This window comes from Sphingobacterium sp. B29 (assembly GCF_001952815.1).
In the GTDB taxonomy this organism is placed as follows: Bacteria; Bacteroidota; Bacteroidia; order Sphingobacteriales; family Sphingobacteriaceae; genus Sphingobacterium; species Sphingobacterium siyangense.
Map to the genome: position 1 here is coordinate 1,789,034 of NZ_CP019158.1, position 20,332 is coordinate 1,809,365.

At 40.5% G+C, this 20,332-nt stretch carries 16 protein-coding genes and 1 pseudogene; 7 read left to right on the top strand and 10 right to left on the bottom strand.

Going from position 1 to position 20,332, the window contains the following annotated elements; all coding sequences use genetic code 11:
* Positions 1-2: 2 nt before the first annotated feature.
* From BV902_RS07485 to BV902_RS07500, 4 genes are all read right to left on the bottom strand, one after another.
* Positions 3-1,670 (bottom strand): RagB/SusD family nutrient uptake outer membrane protein, encoded by a 1,668-nt coding sequence (locus tag BV902_RS07485; protein WP_075991398.1) that lies wholly within the window; start codon positions 1,668-1,670, stop codon positions 3-5.
* A 24-nt stretch (positions 1,671-1,694) separates the two neighbouring features.
* Positions 1,695-5,177 carry a TonB-dependent receptor gene (locus tag BV902_RS07490; protein ID WP_216640439.1) on the bottom strand — a complete coding sequence of 1,161 codons (3,483 nt, stop codon included), beginning with the start codon at positions 5,175-5,177 and terminating at the stop codon, positions 1,695-1,697.
* Positions 5,178-5,358: 181 nt separating this feature from the next.
* The gene (locus BV902_RS07495; RefSeq protein WP_083663506.1) at positions 5,359-6,462 is read right to left on the bottom strand and encodes a FecR family protein; all 1,104 of its coding nucleotides are present in this window, start codon (positions 6,460-6,462) and stop codon (positions 5,359-5,361) included.
* Between the two features lie 58 nt (positions 6,463-6,520).
* The gene (locus BV902_RS07500; protein WP_075991400.1) at positions 6,521-7,108 is read right to left on the bottom strand and encodes an RNA polymerase sigma factor; all 588 of its coding nucleotides are present in this window, start codon (positions 7,106-7,108) and stop codon (positions 6,521-6,523) included.
* Positions 7,109-7,333: 225 nt separating this feature from the next.
* Here BV902_RS07500 and BV902_RS07505 point away from each other — a divergent pair, with 225 nt between their 5' ends.
* From BV902_RS07505 to BV902_RS07520, 4 genes are all read left to right on the top strand, one after another.
* The gene (locus tag BV902_RS07505) at positions 7,334-7,888 is read left to right on the top strand and encodes a hypothetical protein (protein WP_157625932.1); all 555 of its coding nucleotides are present in this window, start codon (positions 7,334-7,336) and stop codon (positions 7,886-7,888) included.
* A 362-nt stretch (positions 7,889-8,250) separates the two neighbouring features.
* Positions 8,251-9,141 carry a DUF6694 family lipoprotein gene (locus BV902_RS07510; RefSeq protein ID WP_075991402.1) on the top strand — a complete coding sequence of 297 codons (891 nt, stop codon included), beginning with the start codon at positions 8,251-8,253 and terminating at the stop codon, positions 9,139-9,141.
* Positions 9,142-9,293: 152 nt separating this feature from the next.
* Positions 9,294-10,100 (top strand): helix-turn-helix domain-containing protein, encoded by an 807-nt coding sequence (locus tag BV902_RS07515; protein ID WP_075991403.1) that lies wholly within the window; start codon positions 9,294-9,296, stop codon positions 10,098-10,100.
* A gap of 151 nt (positions 10,101-10,251) precedes the next feature.
* Positions 10,252-11,037 (top strand): hypothetical protein, encoded by a 786-nt coding sequence (locus tag BV902_RS07520; RefSeq protein WP_075991404.1) that lies wholly within the window; start codon positions 10,252-10,254, stop codon positions 11,035-11,037.
* Between the two features lie 167 nt (positions 11,038-11,204).
* On the opposite strand, the gene BV902_RS07525 is transcribed toward BV902_RS07520, so the two are convergent.
* The 5 genes from BV902_RS07525 to BV902_RS07545 all read right to left on the bottom strand — a co-directional run bounded on the left by BV902_RS07525 (position 11,205) and on the right by BV902_RS07545 (position 18,140).
* On the bottom strand, positions 11,205-12,704 hold the full coding sequence (locus BV902_RS07525) for a SusD/RagB family nutrient-binding outer membrane lipoprotein (RefSeq protein WP_075991405.1): 1,500 nt from the start codon (positions 12,702-12,704) through the stop codon (positions 11,205-11,207).
* A 10-nt stretch (positions 12,705-12,714) separates the two neighbouring features.
* Positions 12,715-16,071 carry a SusC/RagA family TonB-linked outer membrane protein gene (locus BV902_RS07530; RefSeq protein ID WP_075991406.1) on the bottom strand — a complete coding sequence of 1,119 codons (3,357 nt, stop codon included), beginning with the start codon at positions 16,069-16,071 and terminating at the stop codon, positions 12,715-12,717.
* Positions 16,072-16,096: 25 nt separating this feature from the next.
* Positions 16,097-17,122 (bottom strand): FecR family protein, encoded by a 1,026-nt coding sequence (locus tag BV902_RS07535; RefSeq protein ID WP_075991407.1) that lies wholly within the window; start codon positions 17,120-17,122, stop codon positions 16,097-16,099.
* A gap of 42 nt (positions 17,123-17,164) precedes the next feature.
* On the bottom strand, positions 17,165-17,695 hold the full coding sequence (locus tag BV902_RS07540) for a sigma-70 family RNA polymerase sigma factor (protein WP_075991408.1): 531 nt from the start codon (positions 17,693-17,695) through the stop codon (positions 17,165-17,167).
* Between the two features lie 79 nt (positions 17,696-17,774).
* A complete protein-coding gene (locus BV902_RS07545) occupies positions 17,775-18,140 on the bottom strand; it encodes a hypothetical protein (protein ID WP_075991409.1) in 366 nt (121 codons plus the stop codon).
* A gap of 327 nt (positions 18,141-18,467) precedes the next feature.
* Between BV902_RS07545 and BV902_RS07550 the strand changes: the two genes are divergently transcribed.
* Complete coding sequence (locus tag BV902_RS07550) at positions 18,468-18,863, top strand: hypothetical protein (RefSeq protein WP_075991410.1); 396 nt, start codon at positions 18,468-18,470, stop codon at positions 18,861-18,863.
* A 128-nt stretch (positions 18,864-18,991) separates the two neighbouring features.
* Complete coding sequence (locus BV902_RS07555) at positions 18,992-19,177, top strand: CsbD family protein (RefSeq protein WP_046672091.1); 186 nt, start codon at positions 18,992-18,994, stop codon at positions 19,175-19,177.
* A gap of 155 nt (positions 19,178-19,332) precedes the next feature.
* Here the strand turns inward: BV902_RS07555 and BV902_RS28025 are convergent.
* Positions 19,333-19,749: pseudogene (locus BV902_RS28025) on the bottom strand (DUF5777 family beta-barrel protein).
* 420 nt (positions 19,750-20,169) lie between these two features.
* Between BV902_RS28025 and BV902_RS27260 the strand changes: the two are divergent.
* Positions 20,170-20,331, top strand: a complete 162-nt coding sequence (locus BV902_RS27260; protein ID WP_157625934.1) for a hypothetical protein — start codon at positions 20,170-20,172, stop codon at positions 20,329-20,331.
* Position 20,332 lies beyond the last annotated feature (1 nt).

The following is a 20,332-nucleotide window of genomic DNA, read 5'->3' on the forward strand; positions in this document are numbered from 1 at the left end:
TGTTATTGCCATCCTGTATTCTGTCCCAAAGCAGGATTTAAACTGATTTCCTCTAACGGGATTGGAAATAAATACATTTTGTCATTCCATGATCTTTTTTCTAGTGCAGTGTAGATTCGAATATAAAAATCACTATTGACAGTTATACCATTGACTTGTGCCGCTGGATATTTGGCTCTTAATGCAGGAGTAAGTTTCATCCCTAATATTGTTTCAGGACGTTCGATTCTTTTTCCTGCTTTCCAGCGTAACAGATCGTCAAACCTGAAACCTTCATCAGCGAGCTCGACTCTGCGTTCCCTTCTAATTTCGTCTATCAAAACCGGAACCTCTGGAAAGACCGAATTGGGATCTCTTTTTAGCGATGCAATAATCATATCTGGCATACCTACACGTCTTCGCAGCAGATTGATACTTTTGTCGATATCAGTTTGTTTGATATCACCCAGTTCGGCCCTGGCTTCGGCATAGATCAATAGTATTTCAGCGTATCGGAAGATAAAAAAGTCTAGAGTCGATTGATTGGCTTGCCACATAGCAGGGTCTGAGCTTCGTCCTTTAATCAACTGATACCCTGTATTGGCAGTGTTTGTTCCAATTCTGGGTAGATCAATAATGTCTTTCGATCCGTCGCTGTTTTGTAGTAATACAAAACCTTTGGTTGCAATTGTCTGTTTGGCCCTTGGGTCACGATCCGCAAATTCATCCTCAGGTGTATTGTCTCCTTTATATTTTGTGCTAAGCGCGGTAGGTAGTCCATCTGAACAAAGATAATTTTGGACGAAATCTTTGCTGTAGCCTGTCCCTGTCTCACCCAAAGTCCTACTGATACCATTCATAAGGATGCTTTGAAGGTAACGTCTTCCAAGAATAGACTCGGTGTTGCCATTGAGTTCCTGTTGGATAAAGAGATTGTAGTAATCCGTTGTTGGATTTCCGGTAGAGTATAAGGAGTATTTATTTGATCCCATGATAAGTTCGGCAGCACTGAGCGCTTCGCGAAGATATTTTTCGCTTCCTTCGACGCCAAAATATTTTCTTCGGGTTCCCTCCCATAGACATATACGGGCTTTTAGTGCTGCGGCTGCATATTTATGCAAGCGTCCGGCAGAAACGTTATCGGCAGGAATATTTTCGACAGCAAAATTTAGGTCGGCCAATACCGAATCCATGACGATATTACGAGGAGTTCTCGGCGCATAAAGTTCTTCACTTTTTTCCGTAAGATCCTTACTGTACCAGGCAACGTCTCCATAACGTTTGGAGAGCCCCCAATAAAAAAGCGCGCGAAAAAACCGAATTTCACCGGCATATTGATTTTTAATTGCTGCACTAGCTTCGGCATTGTTGTAGCGCTGTAAGAAATAATTTACATTACGGATATTTGTCCAGTTATAACTGGCATCTGTATTGGGAACAACATATTGACCAGCTAAAAAAGCGTTTATACTACTTGGGACTTTATCATCTGACTGATTGTCCTGGATAAAATTTTGGGTAGGCAGCGAAGTATAAAACTGATTCGCATAGAGCATCAGGTCATTTTCATTCTTGAAGAAGGTTGGTTCGGTGATCGAGGACAAAGGTAATCTATCCAGATAGCTGTCTTTTTTACAAGAAGTAATAAACGCTAATGAACCAAGTATGAGTAGTGTTTTTAAAGTTTTCATAATCTAAAAGCTAAATCTTATCAATTAAAATCCGAGTTGTAATCCAAATGCCACCGATTTACTCTGTGGAGCATCTTGAAAATTGAGGACTTCTGGATCGAAGGCATCAAATAAGCTCGTAAACGTTAGAAGATTCTGTCCTGAAATATACACGCGTGCACGACCGAGTTTGGCCTTTTCAGTCCATCTTTTAGGTAGTGAGTAACCAAGCGTAAGTTGTTTCACCCGAAGGTATGCCGCGTTTTGAAGGTATTTTGTCTGTTGTTGCGAGTTTCCACCATTACCAAATCGTAGCCTCGGAAAATAAGCATCTCTGTTTTCTGGTGTCCAATAATCTGTTGCATAGACAAAAGGGACATTCCATTCGCTCGTAAATCCCCAGAAAGCACTATTGCTGATCCAGGTATCGCGCTTGCCTATACCTTGTAAGAAAGCCGAGAAATCAAAGTTTTTATAATTCAATCCTATGTTAAGGCCAAACGAGTACCGAGGTGTAGAATTTCCGATAATTTTTCGGTCCCCAGGGTTACCGACCGTATTGTTGCCAAAGTCGATCTTACCATCATTATTTAAATCTGCATAGCGGATATCGCCCGGCCTCCAGGTGCCACCCCATACTTGGGTCTGTTTTGGTGCCGAATCGATCTCTTCCTGACTTTGAAAGTAGCCTTGTGTTTCAAATCCCCATATTTCGCCGTCTAATTTACCCTCATACCAGTTATTGAATATTTTGGTTGTATTCAGTGGATATTTCGTGAGCTTGGCATGATTGTCCGATAACGAAAGCATCACGTCATAGGAAAGGTCATCGCCTATGCGATCATTCCAACCTACACTAAGCTCCCATCCCTTTGTAACCAATGTACCTGCATTTTGGCTTGGAGCGGCTGTTCCCAGTACGGATGGGAGCGGAACTCCAGCAACAAGCATATCTCGTGTGCGTCTTTCGTAAACGTCAAAGCTACCTGTCAAGCGGTTTTTAAGTAAGGCGAAATCTAAGCCGAAATTGGTCGTCGCCGATTTTTCCCAGGTAAAGTTTGTGCTCACAAGCCCTGGAGCGCCTACACTCACACCGGTTTGATTACCAAAAATATAACCTACGCTATTGTTTACGGGCATTGTCGGTAGATAGGGATAGAAATTGGAAGCGGAATATAAATCATCACTATTGAAACCTTGGTTAGGTAATTCACCGTATGAACCTCTCAATTTTAAGTCATTGACAACATCCTTAATGCCTTCCATAAAGTTTTCTTCAGAAATTCGCCAACCTGCAGAAACAGAGGGGGTGAAGACATATCTTTTATCCGCAGAAAAACGGGAGGATCCGTCGTAACGACCATTTATTTCCAATAGGTATTTCTTATCGAAAATATAGTTCAATCTGAAAACTGTTCCAAAGAGTGCCCACTCGTTCTCGGCCCCGGTGACACTTGGTCGGGGATCATTATTTAGATTGATCGCTGGTTTGGTAGGGTCAACTAGATTGTTTGCGAATATGCCTAATCGTTTGTAGCGGCTACTTTCTCGATTAATACCAACCATTGCTTTGAAATAATGTTTTTCGGCGAAGGTGTTTTCGTATGTTGCAAAAGCATTTAAGGCAAAGTAATTATGGTTATCTGTTGTTTCTGACACGGATGAAGGGTTTGTCCAAGGAAATGTTCCGAGCAGAATCCCATTCACACCATATTCCTTAAAAGGAATCTGATGGCTTTGTAGAAAGTTGTTGTAAGCATTCCAGGTATAATCAGCGACGACCGAGACATGTTCGATAGGTTTGATTTTTACTCCTCCAGTCAGCCATAAATCATTAGAATATCGTTTTCTTTTTCCGTTGTTGGCCGCTACAGCGAAAGGATTGGTAAAACTGCCTTGTCCTGAAAAGTTACCGTCAGGATGTCGAATAGGCATAGTCGGTCTCAAGTCTCCGGAGATCCATCCAGAAGATGTTCCCCCCGTAACGACTCCGGCTGTTTCTTTATCGTCTATATGTGTGAGGGCGAAATTTCCTGTTAGGGTCAGCCAATCTGTAATTTCCGAGTTTACTTTCATCGATGGGTTCAAGCGTTGATACTTTTGACCAGCCTCTTTAAATAAGCCCTTTTGTTGTAGATAACCTAGGGAGGTGATCACCGAAGTTGCACCGCGGCCTCCTTGTAACGATAGATTGTGTCGCTGCATCGGCGCCCATCCTGGATATTGTTCCTTAATCCAGTCTGTATTTCCAACATAACGATACTTGGCTGGATTGGAAGGGTCTACATACACCGGAAGGTTGTTGATCGGATCATTAAAATAGGCATTGGCAAGAATTGAATCTTGTTCTGTAAAAGATTCTGTTGCTGTAGTTCCACCGTCTTGTCCATTTCGATTTGCCTGGCGGTGCATCCTAATGTAATCGATCGAATTGATGTATTTGGCCATTTTGGTAGGCCTGGAGACGGTGTATTCTCCTGTATAATTGATTTGTGGATTTTGGCTTTTCGGGTTTTTTGTCTGAATCAAGATGACACCATAAGCCGCTCTACCGCCATATATAGCTGCCGCAGCGGCATCTTTTAAAACGGTTACATTTTCCACATCCGAAGGATCAATAGAATTGGGATCACGTTGTACACCGTCTACTAAAATCAGGGGTCCTGCGGTACCGCCATTGATCGATCCTGTACCGCGGATGTTGAACTGAGAACCAGTTCCCGGTTTGCCATTGGCAGAGGTAATGTTTAAGTTTGGTACTAAGCCTTGTAATCCTTGACCCAAATTTGCAATTGGGCGATCTGCCAAACGTTTGGCACTCACGGTTGCGACTGCTCCGGTCAGATTCTCTTTCTTTTGGGTACCAAATCCGACAACAACGACTTCCTCGAGGTTACTGTTTGCTGCCTTGAGAACAACATTGATTTCGTTTTTCCCCTGCGTGGGTATTTCAGCTGTTGCATATCCAACGGAACTAATAATCAATAGGCTGTTTGATTCTGGTACAGTGAGGGAAAACTCCCCTTGGGCATTGGTACTTGTGCCGATGGCACTACCTTTTAAAAGAACATTTATACCAGGAAGAGCTTGCCCATTTTCATTTGTCACTCGCCCTATGATTGTCCTTTTTTGAATATTGTCATTGACGTTTTTAGCGATAGGCTGTATTGCTGGTTTGCGCCCTATCGCGATAGAGCGCCCCTTTATTTGATAATCCAACGATTTCTCAACTAAGAGTTCATCCAATAGAGAGGTGATCGATTTATTGTTTGCACTGATCGTGATCGGTTTAATATTTTTTAGGTCGTTCTCGTCATAAATGAACGTGTAACCCGACTGTCTACTGATCTCAATCAATATATTTTTCAGTTGTGCTTTATGCTGATTGAGGTTGATGCGCTGTGCGCGAACATTTCCCATAGCCACCATAATGGAAGCTAATAGTAGAACAAAGGTTAGTTTCATAGACAGATGTGTCTTGTAAGATTTCAGGTATTGGTAATAATACCTTGGATGATCTTTTTTCATATTCTTTTAAGTTTAATAAACAATGCAGGTTGATACCTATACAGTCCTTGGTTGCGGAGACCATATGAGTCAGATTTACATTGGCGGTTATAGGTTTTCGTTCCGGGTTTTGGCGGAACTAACACAATAATTGGTTTCGGATCTCTTCTCGAATGTCGATGAAAAAGTATTTTTTATCATGTTATCGCATAGCTAAAATCCTCCTTCCTTCTCTTGTGAATTTTACGTCTGACTTTAACTCAATAGCCTGCAACACTTCAGATAATTTGGCGTCCCTTGGGATAATGGCTGAAAATTTACGATCGCCATAGGGGCCTATGTCGACTTCAACATCATACCAACGTTCGATCTTGAGTGCATATTGGCTCAAAGGCTCCTCATGCAGTACATAAAGACCGTCCTTCCAGGCATAACTATCTTCAATACCACTGGTTGTTATTTCAATAGCATCTTTTCCATTGACAATTGCCTGTTGCCCCGGACTTAAGAGGGCCTGATGTTTTGTCTTTGTGTCTGTAACGCGCAGACTGCCACTGACAAGTGTCGTGTATGAACGGCCATTGTCATTATAGGTGTTGACGTTGAAACTTGTCCCCAGCACTTCAATACGCTGGTGTGCTGTTTGTATGACAAATGGTTTGTGTACATTTTTGGCAACTTCCAGATAGACTTCACCTGTCAGCTGGATTTGTCTTTCTTTACCAGTAAAGGCCGCTGGATAAGTGATAGAAGATAAGGCATTCAACCATGCTTTGGTACCATCAGGCAGCACGACTTCAAATTGACCGGCAGCCGGTGTTGAAAGCCGGATTGTTTTTACATCCTCCGTTTCAATGATTGTCGTTCCATTATTGTATCCCAATGAGCCTCCTTTTGAGATAATGCCGCTATTTTTTCCGTCTAGAGCAATTGCTGGTTGTCCATCTATTGATAATAACGCTTTGTTTTTGCCTGGCGCAATGTCATCAACAAACAATTCATGTTTGCTTTCTTGATTATTATTCCGTTGTAGATATCGTATTGTTCCAATTGTAAAAAAAGCGAGGAGAATTGCAGCAATTGCTATAATGTACCCTTTATTATAATAAGGCTGCTCTTTAGAGATTCCCTTTAATCTTTTTTGTAGTTCGATTACATCCGAAATTAGCTCCTTGTCAGATGGAATTTGGTCTTCACCTAGATTAAGATACCATTCTTCAACAAGCGCTTGTTCTTGTGTTGTACATTTCCCTTCCAGATATTTCTTAAGTAAGGAGGGGCCATTTGCATGCTCTTGGTTCATCATGATAATATAGTTGGTTACTTCTATATGACGGACGAGAAGGGGGGAAAGGGGGGGGCGATTAGAAAATTTTACAAAAAAACAGTAAGCTTACCCAAAGCAGGCTTCCTAATTTACTGCGAAGCAGACGTAGGGCTTCTTTCATATAACTGCGAACGCTATGTTCTGATAGATTAAGTTTTTTTGCGATATCCTTGTGACTGAGATAGTGCTCCCTACTCAGTTCAAAGACCTCTCTTACACGTGGGGAAAGTTTATTAAGCACACGATCTATTTGTTCCTGAAGCAATTTCTCCCTTAGGGAATGGTCTGTATCTTTGGTATGATGTGTTGTAATAGGAGGTAATGAAGCCAAATACTTGGTTTTTGATTGTTCCTTGGCGATATGATCTATTACACGGTAGCGTATGGCACTGTGGAGGTAGGCAGATATTTCTCCCTGGATAGCTAATGTATACCTATTTTGCCAAATAGAGGCAAATAAGTCATGGACGATATCTTTAGCGGCTTCGCGATCGTGCAACTTATTGGTTGCGTGAAGATATAATAAGGCAAAATAAGTGTTATAGAGTTTCTGAAAGGCAAGAGAGTTCCCATTCTTTAGCTCTTGCAGCAGATCCCTTTCTTCTATTTTTTGCTTATTGTACATGATCAATGGACAATATTAGTAAACAATGCATAGTTGAGCAAATCTATTCAGCTTTTGTTTGCATGCACACGATTGCGTAATATTTGATCTCCCAACGCTTTCCGATAATTTGATTAGAAAACGTTTATTTCGGTTCTATACGGATGTGTATATTACTAGATTATAAAATGAAATTGATAATTTTGAAAATAGCTAAACCACTCAAAAATCTGTAAATTATCAGCTATGAAAAGAATAATATGTTTTACCATTGGATGTCTACTTTTCAGTGCTATTTATCTGCAAGGTTGCATGAATAGTGGAAGTACTATAGAACAGCGGGGAAACGAGCCCTCAGTCCAGATACCATCTAATTTTGATTCACTGGAGTATTATTTTGTGGATATTGATTTATTTAAAATAGGTGAATTGGAGGACAAAAAGAATAAATCTGAGAAAGAGCGTCTTTTGTTATCAGTACTGGAAGATGATAAGTTGGATCTTTCCCTTTTATCTCATTTGAAGAATATAGGATATGTTAGAGGCTCACTGGATCAATCTCTCTATCGTGCTGTCGACTCACTATTTTTCTTAAAAACAAGAACAGATCATGTCGACACCTCTTGTATTTATGAATTTCGAGATATCCTTGTGTTCTATAAAAATAAGCAATGCATTGGGATCGCTAAGATCTGTTTTGATTGTAAAGCTATGGTTTCATGGAGCGAAAAACCAAATTTCGCAGGTTTCGGTGATTGGGAAGATTACGATAAATTGCATCTTTTACTCGGGAGAAAATAAAATTTCGCCTTTCGAATCCCTTTATTTTCCGATTGTTCTAAGGTGTTAGACCAAAATCCCTTGTACAAATTATCGCTGAGTCAGCGGGTTGTTACCAATAGCGACAGTTGGAAAGTGGCAGTTGGTTGCTACCTTGTGAAAGGTAGCTTTTTGTGTTGAATTAATTTTTAAGATAACGTTTTTTGTATATTTTTAACAGCTCATAAAAAAACTGAATGTTAAATTCTGCGTTCTTATGTTCAGCTTGAACGATATGATGGAATTAGCAGTAAGAGGACGTTCAATTGATTTAAGAACAGCGTTACCTAAGCATTAGCTTTATGCAAGCTTAGCCGATATCTTGTATACTAAAACTATTTAAAATGAAACAATGCATAAAAATCGCACTGATCGGACTATTCTTGACATTATCTATAAGCTCTTGTAGCGAAAGACTAAGTGGAAAGGACGAGTCGTCCTTTGACAGTTCCCGTAAAAAGGTAGAAGCAAAGCTGAATGACAAAGAAAAAGCGAACTTGGAAAAGGCCTTGCGAGTGGCACTATCCGAAGCGATGTGGCTCAAAATGAACGAACCTCAAAAATATAATGAGGAATCAATAAATCGTATTTCGTTGGGTATGATCGATGGAAAATCTTACGGTGCAGTATTGGACCTGGCCGATGACATCCTTCAAAAACAACAGGAAAGGAAAATAGCTCATCTTCAAAATGAGATCGATAGTCTACAAAAACATAAAACTGAATTTGAACAGGTAAAGAAAGAGCTGGCTGTTTTTCAGTTGGAACCGATTGAACTGGGACTCGAAGATTTCTTTGGCGAACCTGTTCCCAGAATTATAGTGACTATGAAGTATATGGGTAAAAAGCCGCTAAAAGGAAGTCAGGGCTTTTCGTATGTGCTGAAAAAACGTTCTTCACAAACTATTATCAGTAATGAGCAGGCTGTTTTTGGCGAATCTGACAGTGTGCTCCAGCCAGGTGAGTTTCGTGTCAATACGATAGTCTTCAATCAGCAAAAAAAAGATTATCCTAAACTCTGGAGCTTTCCTCGCTATCCCGTCAAAGGAATCAATCTGACAGATTACGATCTGGAATTAGTTGTGACGACGCAATCGATCAAATCGAATGACCGGGAGACAGTTCTTCCTGAAGGTAGTATAGCATTGATTGATGAAAACTTAAAAAAATTAGAAAAGGAAATTACTGAAGTAAAGAAAGAGAAAATTAGCCTTGACGATTTGGAATTGACGTAATTTGAGTAGAGTACGTAAAATCTTTTTTTCAAATCGCTGCCCAATTTCCCGTTTAATACATTTGTCGATCCTATTTTCGTAAAAATGTCCCTGAATTAAAAAAGGGACATGAATTACAGTTTTATTTTTGAGGAAAGTACCATTTTAAAAGCATGAAATTAGACTTTTATAAGCCGATTAACGAAACATTAAGAAAATACATTAAAGGATATTATTTCATTGCTAAAAATCAAGATAGTGGGCCTATTAAGTATTGGACTTTTCCAAATAACTACTGTATTTTAACAGTGAATCAGCAGTTTGAGGTGGAAGATAAAGGGGACCTCGTCACGATAAGTTCTTCTGAAACAAATAATATTATGACTTGCGTTGTCTCTAGGTATACCAAACCGATGCAGATTTTCTATAAGGAACTTGTTGATGAATTGACTATTTATTTTCATCCCTTAGGCATCAATCATTTCATTGAAGATCCTGCAAAGCTCTTTATAAGGAAAACACAGATTGATATAAATTTTTTGGATGGATTTAATGATAAAATGAGGACACTCTTTTCTTTGGATAGAACGTCTCAAATTATTGAACTAGAGTCTTACTTATTGTCTAAACTCAAAGCGGATAAAGATCTTACGATCTTTAGACAAATGCTGACAGATCTCGAAAACGAACTTACGGTCGATCAATTAGCTAAGAAGTATCATTTCTCCCGACAGTATATTAACAGATTATTTTTGCGGAATTTAGGTAAATCCCCCTCTGAATACAAAAAAATACATCGTTTTAGACAGGCCTTGAAAATGCAACATAAATCCAAGCGATTTTCACTTTTGTTAAATACAGGGTTTTACGATCAATCGCATTATATTAAGGACTTCAAGGCATTTACAGCTTTAAACCCGAATAGCTTTTTTAAAGATGTTGATGTGAATAAAGAAAATGTTTGGCTAATTGTAGAGTAGTTTCCATTTTTACAATTTTACTCTTTTCTAAAACCATAAATTTGATGATCAGATGTGCATCATCTGTTTTCACTTTAATTTAACCTCGTATTCCCACAACATGAACTGGAAGACACTACATCTTTATCTGTATACATTTTGCCGGTATTTTATGGCAACTGTAATCATTTCGTACGCTGCCGCTAAGCTCCTGGAAACACAATTTACCTCACAACCCAGCGTGTTTGATAAACCGCTTTCAGCGCTTTCAGGATTCGAATTGACATGGTATTATTTTGGCTATTCCAAATGGTACGGCAATGCAATTGCTGTTGCGCAGCTTATCAGCGCGCTATTGCTCTTTTTTCGCAAAACTGCCAGAATCGGTGTGATCCTTTTTCTGACCTTTATCGTCAATATTTTATTGATGGATTTTGCCTTTGACATTCAGGGTGCAAAAGGTATGGCAACCGTTCTTACCTTAATGGCTGTTTTCGTGCTTTTATCAGATTATAAAGCTTTTTATGCCTTTTTTATTGACAGCGCCCCTTTATTTACCGATGCAGATAGACCTAATTGGTTCAATAAAGTCAGTAAAATTAAATTCATCTATATTCCATTGGCAGCGATTGGAATTGTTACATTATTGGCGGTATTGAAAAACAAGTACCTCGCGAAAGATGAATTGTATGGAGCCTGGGAACATGCGATTACGAAGGAAAGATTATATTTTGAGGCAGCCCAGCATTTTCAGTCAAAATTACCCTGTTCGGTAAAAAATGCAACTGACGGATCTTATCGTGTTTCAGCGGACTCATTGTTGTTTTACCCTCCAAAGGGGAATGATGACTTGGGGAAAGACAGCTTAATTTATTACTCCGGAAAATTTTCCATCAGCGGTAATGAGTTGAAAATTATACAGCACAATAAAACGGAACTATTTAAGAGGATCCGATAGTATCGTTTGACTTATATTGTATTGGTATGACCTGACAACCATGCGAATTGGAGATGAGAAGAAATAAGTAGGGCCCTGATATTAATATCAGGGCCCTACTTATTAGCACTTCTTTGAATGATTGTGAACAGCTTTGTCTGTCTATAATCTCGGCTAAAAAAGTGCAGTTACTTCTTGTCCCACCAGACTTTGGATAGGAACGAGTCACCATTTGTCAAGCGTGCTGCAGCCTCTTTTAAATTTGCTGCGTTTAACTCAGCCTCTTCACTGGAATAAATAGCTCTACGCGGTATTTGTCCGTTGGTGGAACCTGGGTTAGGACCGGGGGTTAATCGAGGATATCCTGTACGTCGCCATTCGGCAAAGGCTTCCATGTCCCGGCCAAATAGGTGAATCCATTTTTGTGTCGCTATTTTCTCCATTTTCTGTTCGTCAGTCAAGCCGCTTAGATTGAGCACAGGTTCGTATGCAGAGGGGATTGCCGTCATATTGTATGGCGGAAGTGCCAGCGCAGCTTTGACCCCTTCTGTAAAGAACGTTTGGGTATTTGCAGGTGTAGCACCCCAGCCAAGAAGTGCAGCTTCGGCTTTGTAAAAACAGATATCCGAATAGGTAAAGGCATAGCTTGGGATCGGTGCAAATGAAAGGCTGAACCAAGTAGACTTATTCGCCGTTGAATAGTTGGCACGAATTAATTGTGACAGTTGGTTATCGGTCAACGAAACCCCAATACCTTGATAGGTTGCGACTCCATTGCTAATGACCGGTTCGGCAAGTAAAGGAAGCCTTGGATCATTGTATTCTTTGAGTTTTTCAACCAGGGTATTAGCCAAATAACGTAGATCGGCACTTCCGGTAGTCATTTGACGTAAAATTGGGTTCTGGTTTTCAGCCTGAGCATCGTTGTAGGTCGGTACTGCGGCATTATCACTGTTGCTGGAGAATAGACCTATAGCAGAAGTCATGGCTTCAGTAACCGTTTTCTGGGCCAAAGAAGGATTGGCGTACCGCATGCGCATGCCGAGCTTTAATTTGAGCGAATTGCCAAATTTTTTCCATTTATCAATACTGCCTTTGTAAAAGAAATCTGAAGAGCCGTAAGACAGGTCGCCGCTTGTAAGCTTTGCCATAGCTGCATCGACCTTTTGAACCAGTGCCGGATAGATCTCTTCTTGTTTGTCAAATTTGGGCGTACGGTTAATTTCCTTATTGGATTTTGTGATCTCAGAGTAGGGGATGTCACCAAACAAATCTGTAAGGCGCTGATAGAGGTATGCTTCATAAAGCTCGGCAATAGCCAGTTTACTTCTTCCTTCTGCATTGTCTTCCTTGCCGCTTAATTCCTGTTTGATCTGAACGATATTGCGGAGCAAGGTGTAGTGCTGCGACCAAATAAGATTTTCGGGTCCTTCAAAATATCGAGAAACAGGCACTACCGGTCCCCCGGCCCAATGTTGGATCCAAGAGCCGAACTTGTTGTTGGGTAGTTCCCCAGATTCCTGAAAAGTGCCATCACGTAGAATGCGGGCTATGAGTAAGGAAGGGTCTACAGTGGTGACCGATGTCGGCGGCGTATTGATCCGTTCGAAATCTTTGGTACATGAACCTAATCCTGCCACAGAAATAAGTCCGACGATGAATGTATTTTTAAATAGTTTCTTTTTCATGATAAAGGGTTTACAGACCAACAGTGAGATTAATACCGAATGTGCGCATCATTGGAAGTGAAGTTGATTCAATACCAATCGAGCTATTGTTTACATTGAAAGCAGAAGCTTCTGGTGAAAATCCATCAGTTTTCCGTTGAAAATAAAATAGATTCCGCCCATAGACGCCCAATTTTAGGGAGTTAACAAGTTTATGTGGCATCAGCTTTTTAGGGAAAGAATAGGAGAGACTGATTTCGCGCATGGCAATATAACTCATATCATTGATCATTTCTTCGGATACCATGACTTCTTTGTCACTCGCAACAATGTTCCAGTAATCTTGTGCGGCAACCTGCTTGCTGTTTTTTGTTCCTGTACTTGTCCAGTTCCCTGATCCATCTTTTTGTCCGACCATCCCTTCGGCAACGTAGGTGCCATCACGGCCTTCCAAGGTCTTTTTAGAAGTACCATAAATGATCTGCTCACGATTGGATTGGGAGAAGATCACGCCGCCCTGACGGATATCGACAAGTGCGTAGAGGTTGAAACCTTTATATTTAAAGGTATTGGCAAAACCACCCAGCCAGTCGGGTTGCGCATTTCCAAGATCGGTTTCTACACGTCCGGCTGTGCGCAAAGGGAGTCCAGTGGTAGGGTCGATCAACCTATTTCCCTGATCATCTTTGATCCATGCAAACTGTGTCCCAATTAGCTGGCCAAATGGTTTTCCGACCTCCGCAACAACATTTATCCCGCGGTCTGTAGCGAGTAAAAAGCTTTCTACACCGGGATAGAGTGATTCAACTTTATTTCTGTTGCGGTTGTAATTGAAGGTTGTATTCCATTCAAAACCCGATTCGCTTTTGATTGGTGTTGCTCCCAATACAAATTCAATACCTCTGTTGCTAATTTCTCCAGCGTTGATCCTGTTCTTTACATAGAGACTGGAAGGGGCGATTGGTACGTCCAAAATCTGATTCTTTGTCTTGGCTTGATAGTAGGTAAAGGAGAACGAAAGTCTGTTTTTTAGAAATCTCAGGTCTGCCCCAGCTTCGATCGACGTGGTCAATTCGTTTTTCAAATTCGGATCAGGAATAATTTCTGTATAAGAAGCCATCGGTACACCACCATGGGTATACTGGTTGAGACTATAAGCTCCTGTCAGTTGATATGGGTTTCCTGAACTACCGGCCTGGGCCCATGAAGCTCTGATTTTGGCGAAAGACAGTGCATCAGATTGCCATTTGAAGGCATCCGATAAGACTAAACTGGAACTTACACTCGGGTAGAAAAACGAATTGTTTTCCTTTGACAGGGTAGAAGACCAGTCGTTACGGGCAGAGAAATCAACAAACCAATAGTCTTTGTAACTGAACTGGCCCGATAGATAAGCCGAATTAATCTTGGACTCGATCAGGTCAAATATGTAACTATTTGTCGTGGTGTTATTGATTACAAAGAGATTCGGAACAATAAATTGATTGCCTGAATTTCCTGTCATACGCAAATACCGGCTTTGATGGCTGGCCCCTAAGTTGGCACTGAGTTTAATGTCATCGGTCAATTTGAAGTTGGAGCTAGCGAGGACGTCAAAATTGTCTTCGCGGGCTCTGATGACCTCTTCGCGAATATCACCCTTTCGGTTCAAGCTTTGGTAGGTGTTTATAGGACGGTAGCGAAACCGTTGATCGGTATAGAAGTCCGTACCCCCGGTCGCTGTGACCTTAAGCCAAGGAGCAAAGTCGTAGCTCAGACGGAGTAACCCTATGATGCGGTCCCGACGATCTTCATTGTGGTTTTCATGAATGGTCCAAAAGGGGTTGGCTGTGGAACTATTGGTGGCATAGGTTTTCTCCAATCCTTCCGTCAATCCCGAAAATCCGAGCTGTCTGCTGATCTCCTGTGCGGTCCATTTATACTGTGCCATGATGTCGTTGCCCAAGCTTCGCGGCTGGCTGATAAATAGGTAGGCAGGATTGTCTGCCGCATCGGCCAGTGTTGGCCGGTTTTGCCCCTTTTGTGCAATATAGTTCGCCTTGATGTCAATGTGAAATTTATCGGTTATTTTGGCTTGTGTGCGCAGACCGAAATTGTTTCTCTTCAGCGTATTGGTTGGGATATAACCCTTTACATCTGTATTGGCAAATGAAAAACGGTAGTTTACTTTGTCGGTTCCGCCATCGATACTAAGGTTGTTGACAAACTGTTTCTCCGTTTGAAAAAACGACGAGTAGGTATCTGGTTTCGGTGTTAACTGTAAGATGTTGCCATAAGCATCTTCATAAGTCTGGCCTTCCATTTTTGCACCCCAGCTTGCTCGTGTCGTACGGTCACGTCCGGCGCTCATTTTAGGCATACCACTGTAACCATTTTTCAGCGCTTCACTCATAGAAACAATGGTGCCGTCATCTTTTCTGAAATGTGTAAATGTTCCGTTCAATCCTTGTCCATAGGCATTTTGAAAATCCGGTAAGACCAGCCCATTGCCCAATGAAAAATCTGTACCATAGCTAAAACGGGTCTTACCAGCTTTACCAGATTTAGTTGTGATCAAGATAACTCCGTTACTTCCTCTTTGTCCATAAAGTGCGGCCGCATTCGGGCCTTTTAATACCGACATCGTTTCGATGTCTTCGGGATTGATGTTTCCGATTCCGTCGCCATAATCTGTTCCCCCAGATTGGTTTGGAGATGAAATGTTTTGATTATCAATCGGTACTCCATCAACAACATAGAGCGGCTGGCTATTACCGATAAGTGAGTTGTTACCACGTATCACGACCTTGGATGAACCTCCGGCACCGGATGCGGCGCGGCTTACCTGCACGCCGGCAACTTTACCCGATAAGGCATTCGCCACATTGGTTTCCTTACCCTGCGTCAGCTCGTCGCCTTTGAGTTCAGCGACCGTATAACCGAGCGCTTTTTTTTCGCGTTTGATACCAAGCGCTGTAACGACAACCTCCTGTAGGTTTTGCGCACTCGATTCCAAACTGATATTGATCGCTAGCTTGTCCCTGTCTGTAATGGTGTAATCCAACAGTTCTCTGCTTTTAAAACCGATAGACGATACGCTGATCTGGTAGCCCTGTCCAGCAGGAATCTGGTCGAGTGAAAAAGTTCCGTCAGGCCTGCTGGTTGTTGTTTTTTTCATTCCGCTCGTCGCATTACGTATGGTAACCGTCGCCGAGGGGATGGGCTTTCCTGTTTCATCTTTGATTACTCCGTTAATGGTCGCATTTTGTTGGGCATTAGCGAGAAGATAGCTTGTTGACAAAAGCCCCATGAGGCCAAGACGCAGTGCCCAGTTTACGTCGGCTCGAATGTTGGATCTCAACAATAGCATAGTCAGGATACTATGCTTGGAAGGTAAATAATTGTGCATAATTTGTGGGTTATGTGAGTGAATGTTATTCGGTTTGTACATGAATGGTTATTTTATGGAGTGCTTGGATATCAGCTAACATGTTGACGTATGCAGATGCTGTATTTTTATACGTTCCACTATAATATTTATTTTGTATATCTTTAGGTTCAACGCTTAGTTTAAGGCCATAATTATGACTGATGATGTGAAGTACATCTTGCAATGGGAGGTTTTTAAAGATCAGTTGTCCGCTAGTTTTTAAGTAAGATCCCCTTTTGCTGGATTGAGAAGTATTGACTCGGGTTTCGGCAATGATCTGTTGTAGCTTGCTATCAATGCTGATTTCTTCGTTGGGTTGAAACTGTAGATTTAAGGCCTGTTTATTTTCAGAATGCTGATTGCTTTTGACTTCAATACGGCCTTCATAGAGTTTTATTTTCGTAATCGCGCTACCACCTTCTTCCACACTGAAAACAGTGCCAAGTGCGGTTGTTGTCAAATCGGCCGTATGAACGCGAAAAGGCTTTGTCTTATCCTTTGCTACCGTAAATTTGGCTTTACCTTTTAATTGGATTTCCCGCGCTCTAATAGTTGTGAAATCTGAACTGAATTTTACTTCAGAATTGGGGTATAGGTCGATAGTAGAACCGTCTGGAACTGCAATTTGTTGAATGGTATTACCTGAATTGATATAATATAAATTACTTGGTTGCTCTTGTGGTGTGGGCTGGACTTTCTTTGCGCTACGATATGCGGTGTTATATTTAGAAGAATCGATCTGGTTTAATCCCAGCCAAGCTCCGATTCCAATGAAGAAGATAATAGCCGCATATTTTAACCAGTTGAAACGATCCTTATTTTTTTGCCCTATTTGTTTGAAAATATGCCCTTTTATTTCCTTTTGGTTTTTAAAATCCGAATCCATCTCATATGCTTGCCATTCCGTTTCCGGCATAAAATCCTCCCAATAAAACTCGTTATTGGCCAGCGCATTTTCTACTGCGGCAATTTCTTCCGCACTGGCCTTACCGCTTAGGTATTTGTCGATGAGTGTTTTTGTAATCTTCATGTATAAAGATTACGATTGAAAATGAGGTACCCCCCAAAGAAATTAAAAAATAATTTGCATCAGCATACCGAACAGTAAAGCCTTTCGAATGGTTTTTAGTGCTAGTGTCAATTGGTTTTCCACAGTTTTCGTTGATATGGCCAGCTTGTCCGCAATTTCCTTATGCGAAAGATTAGAAAATCGGCTTAGCATAAAAATCTCCTTGCGTTTCTCCGGTAGTTTATCGACAATTTCATGGAGTGTGGAGGTAAGTTGTTTGGCATAAAAATCATCCTGAGGGCTATGGCGTAAGACAAATGTCTGATCGTGATCCAAAAGTTTCTTACGGTTATACTCTGCCTTGACCAGATCGATCACCACTGTTCGGGTGATACAGAAAATCTGGGATTCTATGGTGGCATCGATATTTTTGTCACTCATATTTTTCCAGAGTTTGATAAATACACGCTGTACGGTTTCTTCGGCTAGATAAGAAGATTTGGTTTTATGGATTGCATATTGGTATACTTTGGAACTCCATAGGTCAAAATATTCCTCGAATCTTCGAACGATAAGCGCATAATTGATTTCCATAGTGTAGGCTTGGAATAAATGAATTTAGCGATAATGCGCTTTTGCTCCAAGTTTTTTTAAAAATATTTTGTCTCCTTTCTTAGTGGATGAGATTTGTTTTCTGAATGATCTTCGATGTATGGTTATAGACTCTCAATTGGATATTAGTTCCTTGATCGGATTGATTTAGGAATACGATGTTCCCTTTCTGGTTGACATTCAGTGTGTATGTTTTGTCCTTCTCCATCTCAATCTCCTCTGATTCATTCAAAATTTTTAGCCGACCGGTCGAGCTTTTTTTAGTCTCAATGGAAAATGGACTGGCATCTTCGGTTGAGATGGCTAAGGAACTATGTGCGGGGATTGATGTATTGATATACAAAGAACCTTTTTCTTTTTTTCCTATCCGCTGAACGGTGCAAGACTGGAGGGCAATAAAAAATAGAAAGACGGAAAATAATTTCATAAATAAGGCTGTTTTTTTTATATGGGATCTAATCATGCATTATACCGGAGGTTTTTCCCACTAGATTGGAGTTAGATTACTCCAATGTGGAGGGAAAAACCAGTTATGGTCTTAAAAATACAAAAAATCATAATGACTTATTAATAGAAATGGGGTATTTAACGGATATCTGCATACGATCGTTGTGTATTTATTCACTAGTTCGGTATTTATACCCCTTCTTAAGTGTTTGATACGGGTGTTTCTAAGGTTGCATTTGCACTGGCATAAAGTTTGAATTTTACCCAGCTGTAATAAAATATAATATTCACATTAACACATCAACGTATGAAAAAATTAATTCAAACACTGGGACTCGGTATGCTTATTTTAACGGTATTGGTAGGCTTTACATCATGTAGCAAAGACGATGATCCGGCCGACAACGATCTTTTTGTTGGTAAATATGAAGGCACTATCTCGTATGATGATATGAATAACAATGACAATGATGTTGCCGCTGCAGAAGGAACAGTTACCGTAACAAAAGTTGGCGATACCTATAATTTCGCTTTTGGAAATGGCATTCCAAATCTCAACGGCGTAGATTTTGAAAAAAAGGATAACGTCTTGGTCAACATTGGTTCGGCAGGTACAGGAGTTATCCGTATTGATGCCGGTAAATTGACAATTGGTTATACAAAAGACAGCAAGGTATGGACAGCCAATTGTAACCGGAAATAATACTAGGAAGAATAGAAAGCGCCTGTTTACCAGGTGAATGTTATAGAATTAACATTTTATAACATTATTTTTTAAACGATTAGCTGTAAGATACTGTTCTATTAATAAACAACGAAAGGAAAATAATTATGAGCGAATTAACATGGAAAGGCCGTTGGAACGAAATCAAAGGTAAGGTAAAACAACAATATGCAGATCTTACTGATGATGATCTATTATATGCCGAGGGCAAAGAAGACGAATTGGTAGGTAAACTTCAAAAGAAGACCGGTAAAACACAAGATGAGGTAAATAAGTGGTTAAATGATTTGTAGATTTAATATTGTGTGATAAAAAAGCGGAAACAGCATTGTTATCCGCTTTTTTGATTTAAGAGCATATCAACCGATGATGCTTTTAAGTATTTTGAATTCTTATTACGTTGGACAGATTATTTTGATTCCAAGTCCACGATGGAGCAATTGCTTTTTTATTTTTTGTTAAAATTGAAACGGCGTGCAATGCTGAATCCCCAACGGAATTGTCCCTTACGCCAGGAGCTATTTGTTTCGCTAATAAACTGAGATTCTTGTATTGCGGTTGCATTGGTAAAATTGAGATGGAAGATATGGCCTCCGGTATCCATTTCCAAACCGACACCTTATGCATTATAATAATGCTGTCCGCTTACATCTTCACGGTATTTTTTGTTCGACGACTTTCGGAAGGGTAATGTATAGTCTGCTACTAATGCGATCCTATTGCTGACCTTGGCCCGCTCGCCAATACCAAGAGCAAATACAGTATTCTGATCGTTATAAGCTGTATAGCTCCGGTGAAGAAAGGTTGGGACCACAACGAGCGATAGATTTGAGCTAAATTTACGGGTAATGATGAGCTGCGTCATATAACTCAATCGATCATTGAAGTCTTCAAAGCTTGCTGCCGAAGACTTATCGGAGCTGGCAGGAAATGTGGACCTGGAATCTAAAGGCGTCGCGTTTACCTTGGGAATGAGTTTGTAATTCCGATATATTCCCTCGAAGATGACCAGTTAAACCTATGTCTCGCGAGCTTGTACCGTGTTACTAGCCTGTTTGTCCCCCCGAAAAAATTTGATGCCTGATCTTTCTGATCAGGCAAACAAGTACGTTTCTTTTTTATTGTATATCGTCATTCACTTCAAAATGTATAGAAAATTAAACTTCTATTTCATTTTAATGTGCTGTACGTATGTGAACAATTCGGATAAGAACTGTTCGCATGCGTACATTTCGTTTTTTGAAGAAAATCTTAGATCGTCCATAATGGGCTTTAAAAGGCATAAATGAACCTTGGGGCCAACTGGTATGGTCTTTGGCACGGAGCTATTAAAATTGATCGTATGTTCTTTATGCATTTTGAAGTTTACTTTTTCATTTCAGTCATTCAGCGACTTCTGCTGGTTATTGATCTAAAATCCGTGGGCGACAAGCATTTGGAGCGATAAT

Coding starts and splice junctions, on each gene's coding strand:
- BV902_RS07510 (WP_075991402.1), top strand. CDS start 8,251: ATGAAACAATGCATAAAAATCGCACTGATCGGACTATTCTTGACATTA.
- BV902_RS07535 (WP_075991407.1), bottom strand. CDS start 17,122: ATGAAGATTACAAAAACACTCATCGACAAATACCTAAGCGGTAAGGCC.
- BV902_RS07485 (WP_075991398.1), bottom strand. CDS start 1,670: ATGAAAACTTTAAAAACACTACTCATACTTGGTTCATTAGCGTTTATT.
- BV902_RS07495 (WP_083663506.1), bottom strand. CDS start 6,462: ATGATGAACCAAGAGCATGCAAATGGCCCCTCCTTACTTAAGAAATAT.
- BV902_RS07505 (WP_157625932.1), top strand. CDS start 7,334: ATGAAAAGAATAATATGTTTTACCATTGGATGTCTACTTTTCAGTGCT.
- BV902_RS07540 (WP_075991408.1), bottom strand. CDS start 17,695: ATGGAAATCAATTATGCGCTTATCGTTCGAAGATTCGAGGAATATTTT.
- BV902_RS07490 (WP_216640439.1), bottom strand. CDS start 5,177: ATGAAAAAAGATCATCCAAGGTATTATTACCAATACCTGAAATCTTAC.
- BV902_RS07525 (WP_075991405.1), bottom strand. CDS start 12,704: ATGAAAAAGAAACTATTTAAAAATACATTCATCGTCGGACTTATTTCT.
- BV902_RS07530 (WP_075991406.1), bottom strand. CDS start 16,071: ATGCACAATTATTTACCTTCCAAGCATAGTATCCTGACTATGCTATTG.
- BV902_RS07515 (WP_075991403.1), top strand. CDS start 9,294: ATGAAATTAGACTTTTATAAGCCGATTAACGAAACATTAAGAAAATAC.
- BV902_RS07550 (WP_075991410.1), top strand. CDS start 18,468: ATGAAAAAATTAATTCAAACACTGGGACTCGGTATGCTTATTTTAACG.
- BV902_RS07520 (WP_075991404.1), top strand. CDS start 10,252: ATGGCAACTGTAATCATTTCGTACGCTGCCGCTAAGCTCCTGGAAACA.
- BV902_RS27260 (WP_157625934.1), top strand. CDS start 20,170: ATGAACCTTGGGGCCAACTGGTATGGTCTTTGGCACGGAGCTATTAAA.
- BV902_RS07500 (WP_075991400.1), bottom strand. CDS start 7,108: ATGTACAATAAGCAAAAAATAGAAGAAAGGGATCTGCTGCAAGAGCTA.
- BV902_RS07545 (WP_075991409.1), bottom strand. CDS start 18,140: ATGAAATTATTTTCCGTCTTTCTATTTTTTATTGCCCTCCAGTCTTGC.
- BV902_RS07555 (WP_046672091.1), top strand. CDS start 18,992: ATGAGCGAATTAACATGGAAAGGCCGTTGGAACGAAATCAAAGGTAAG.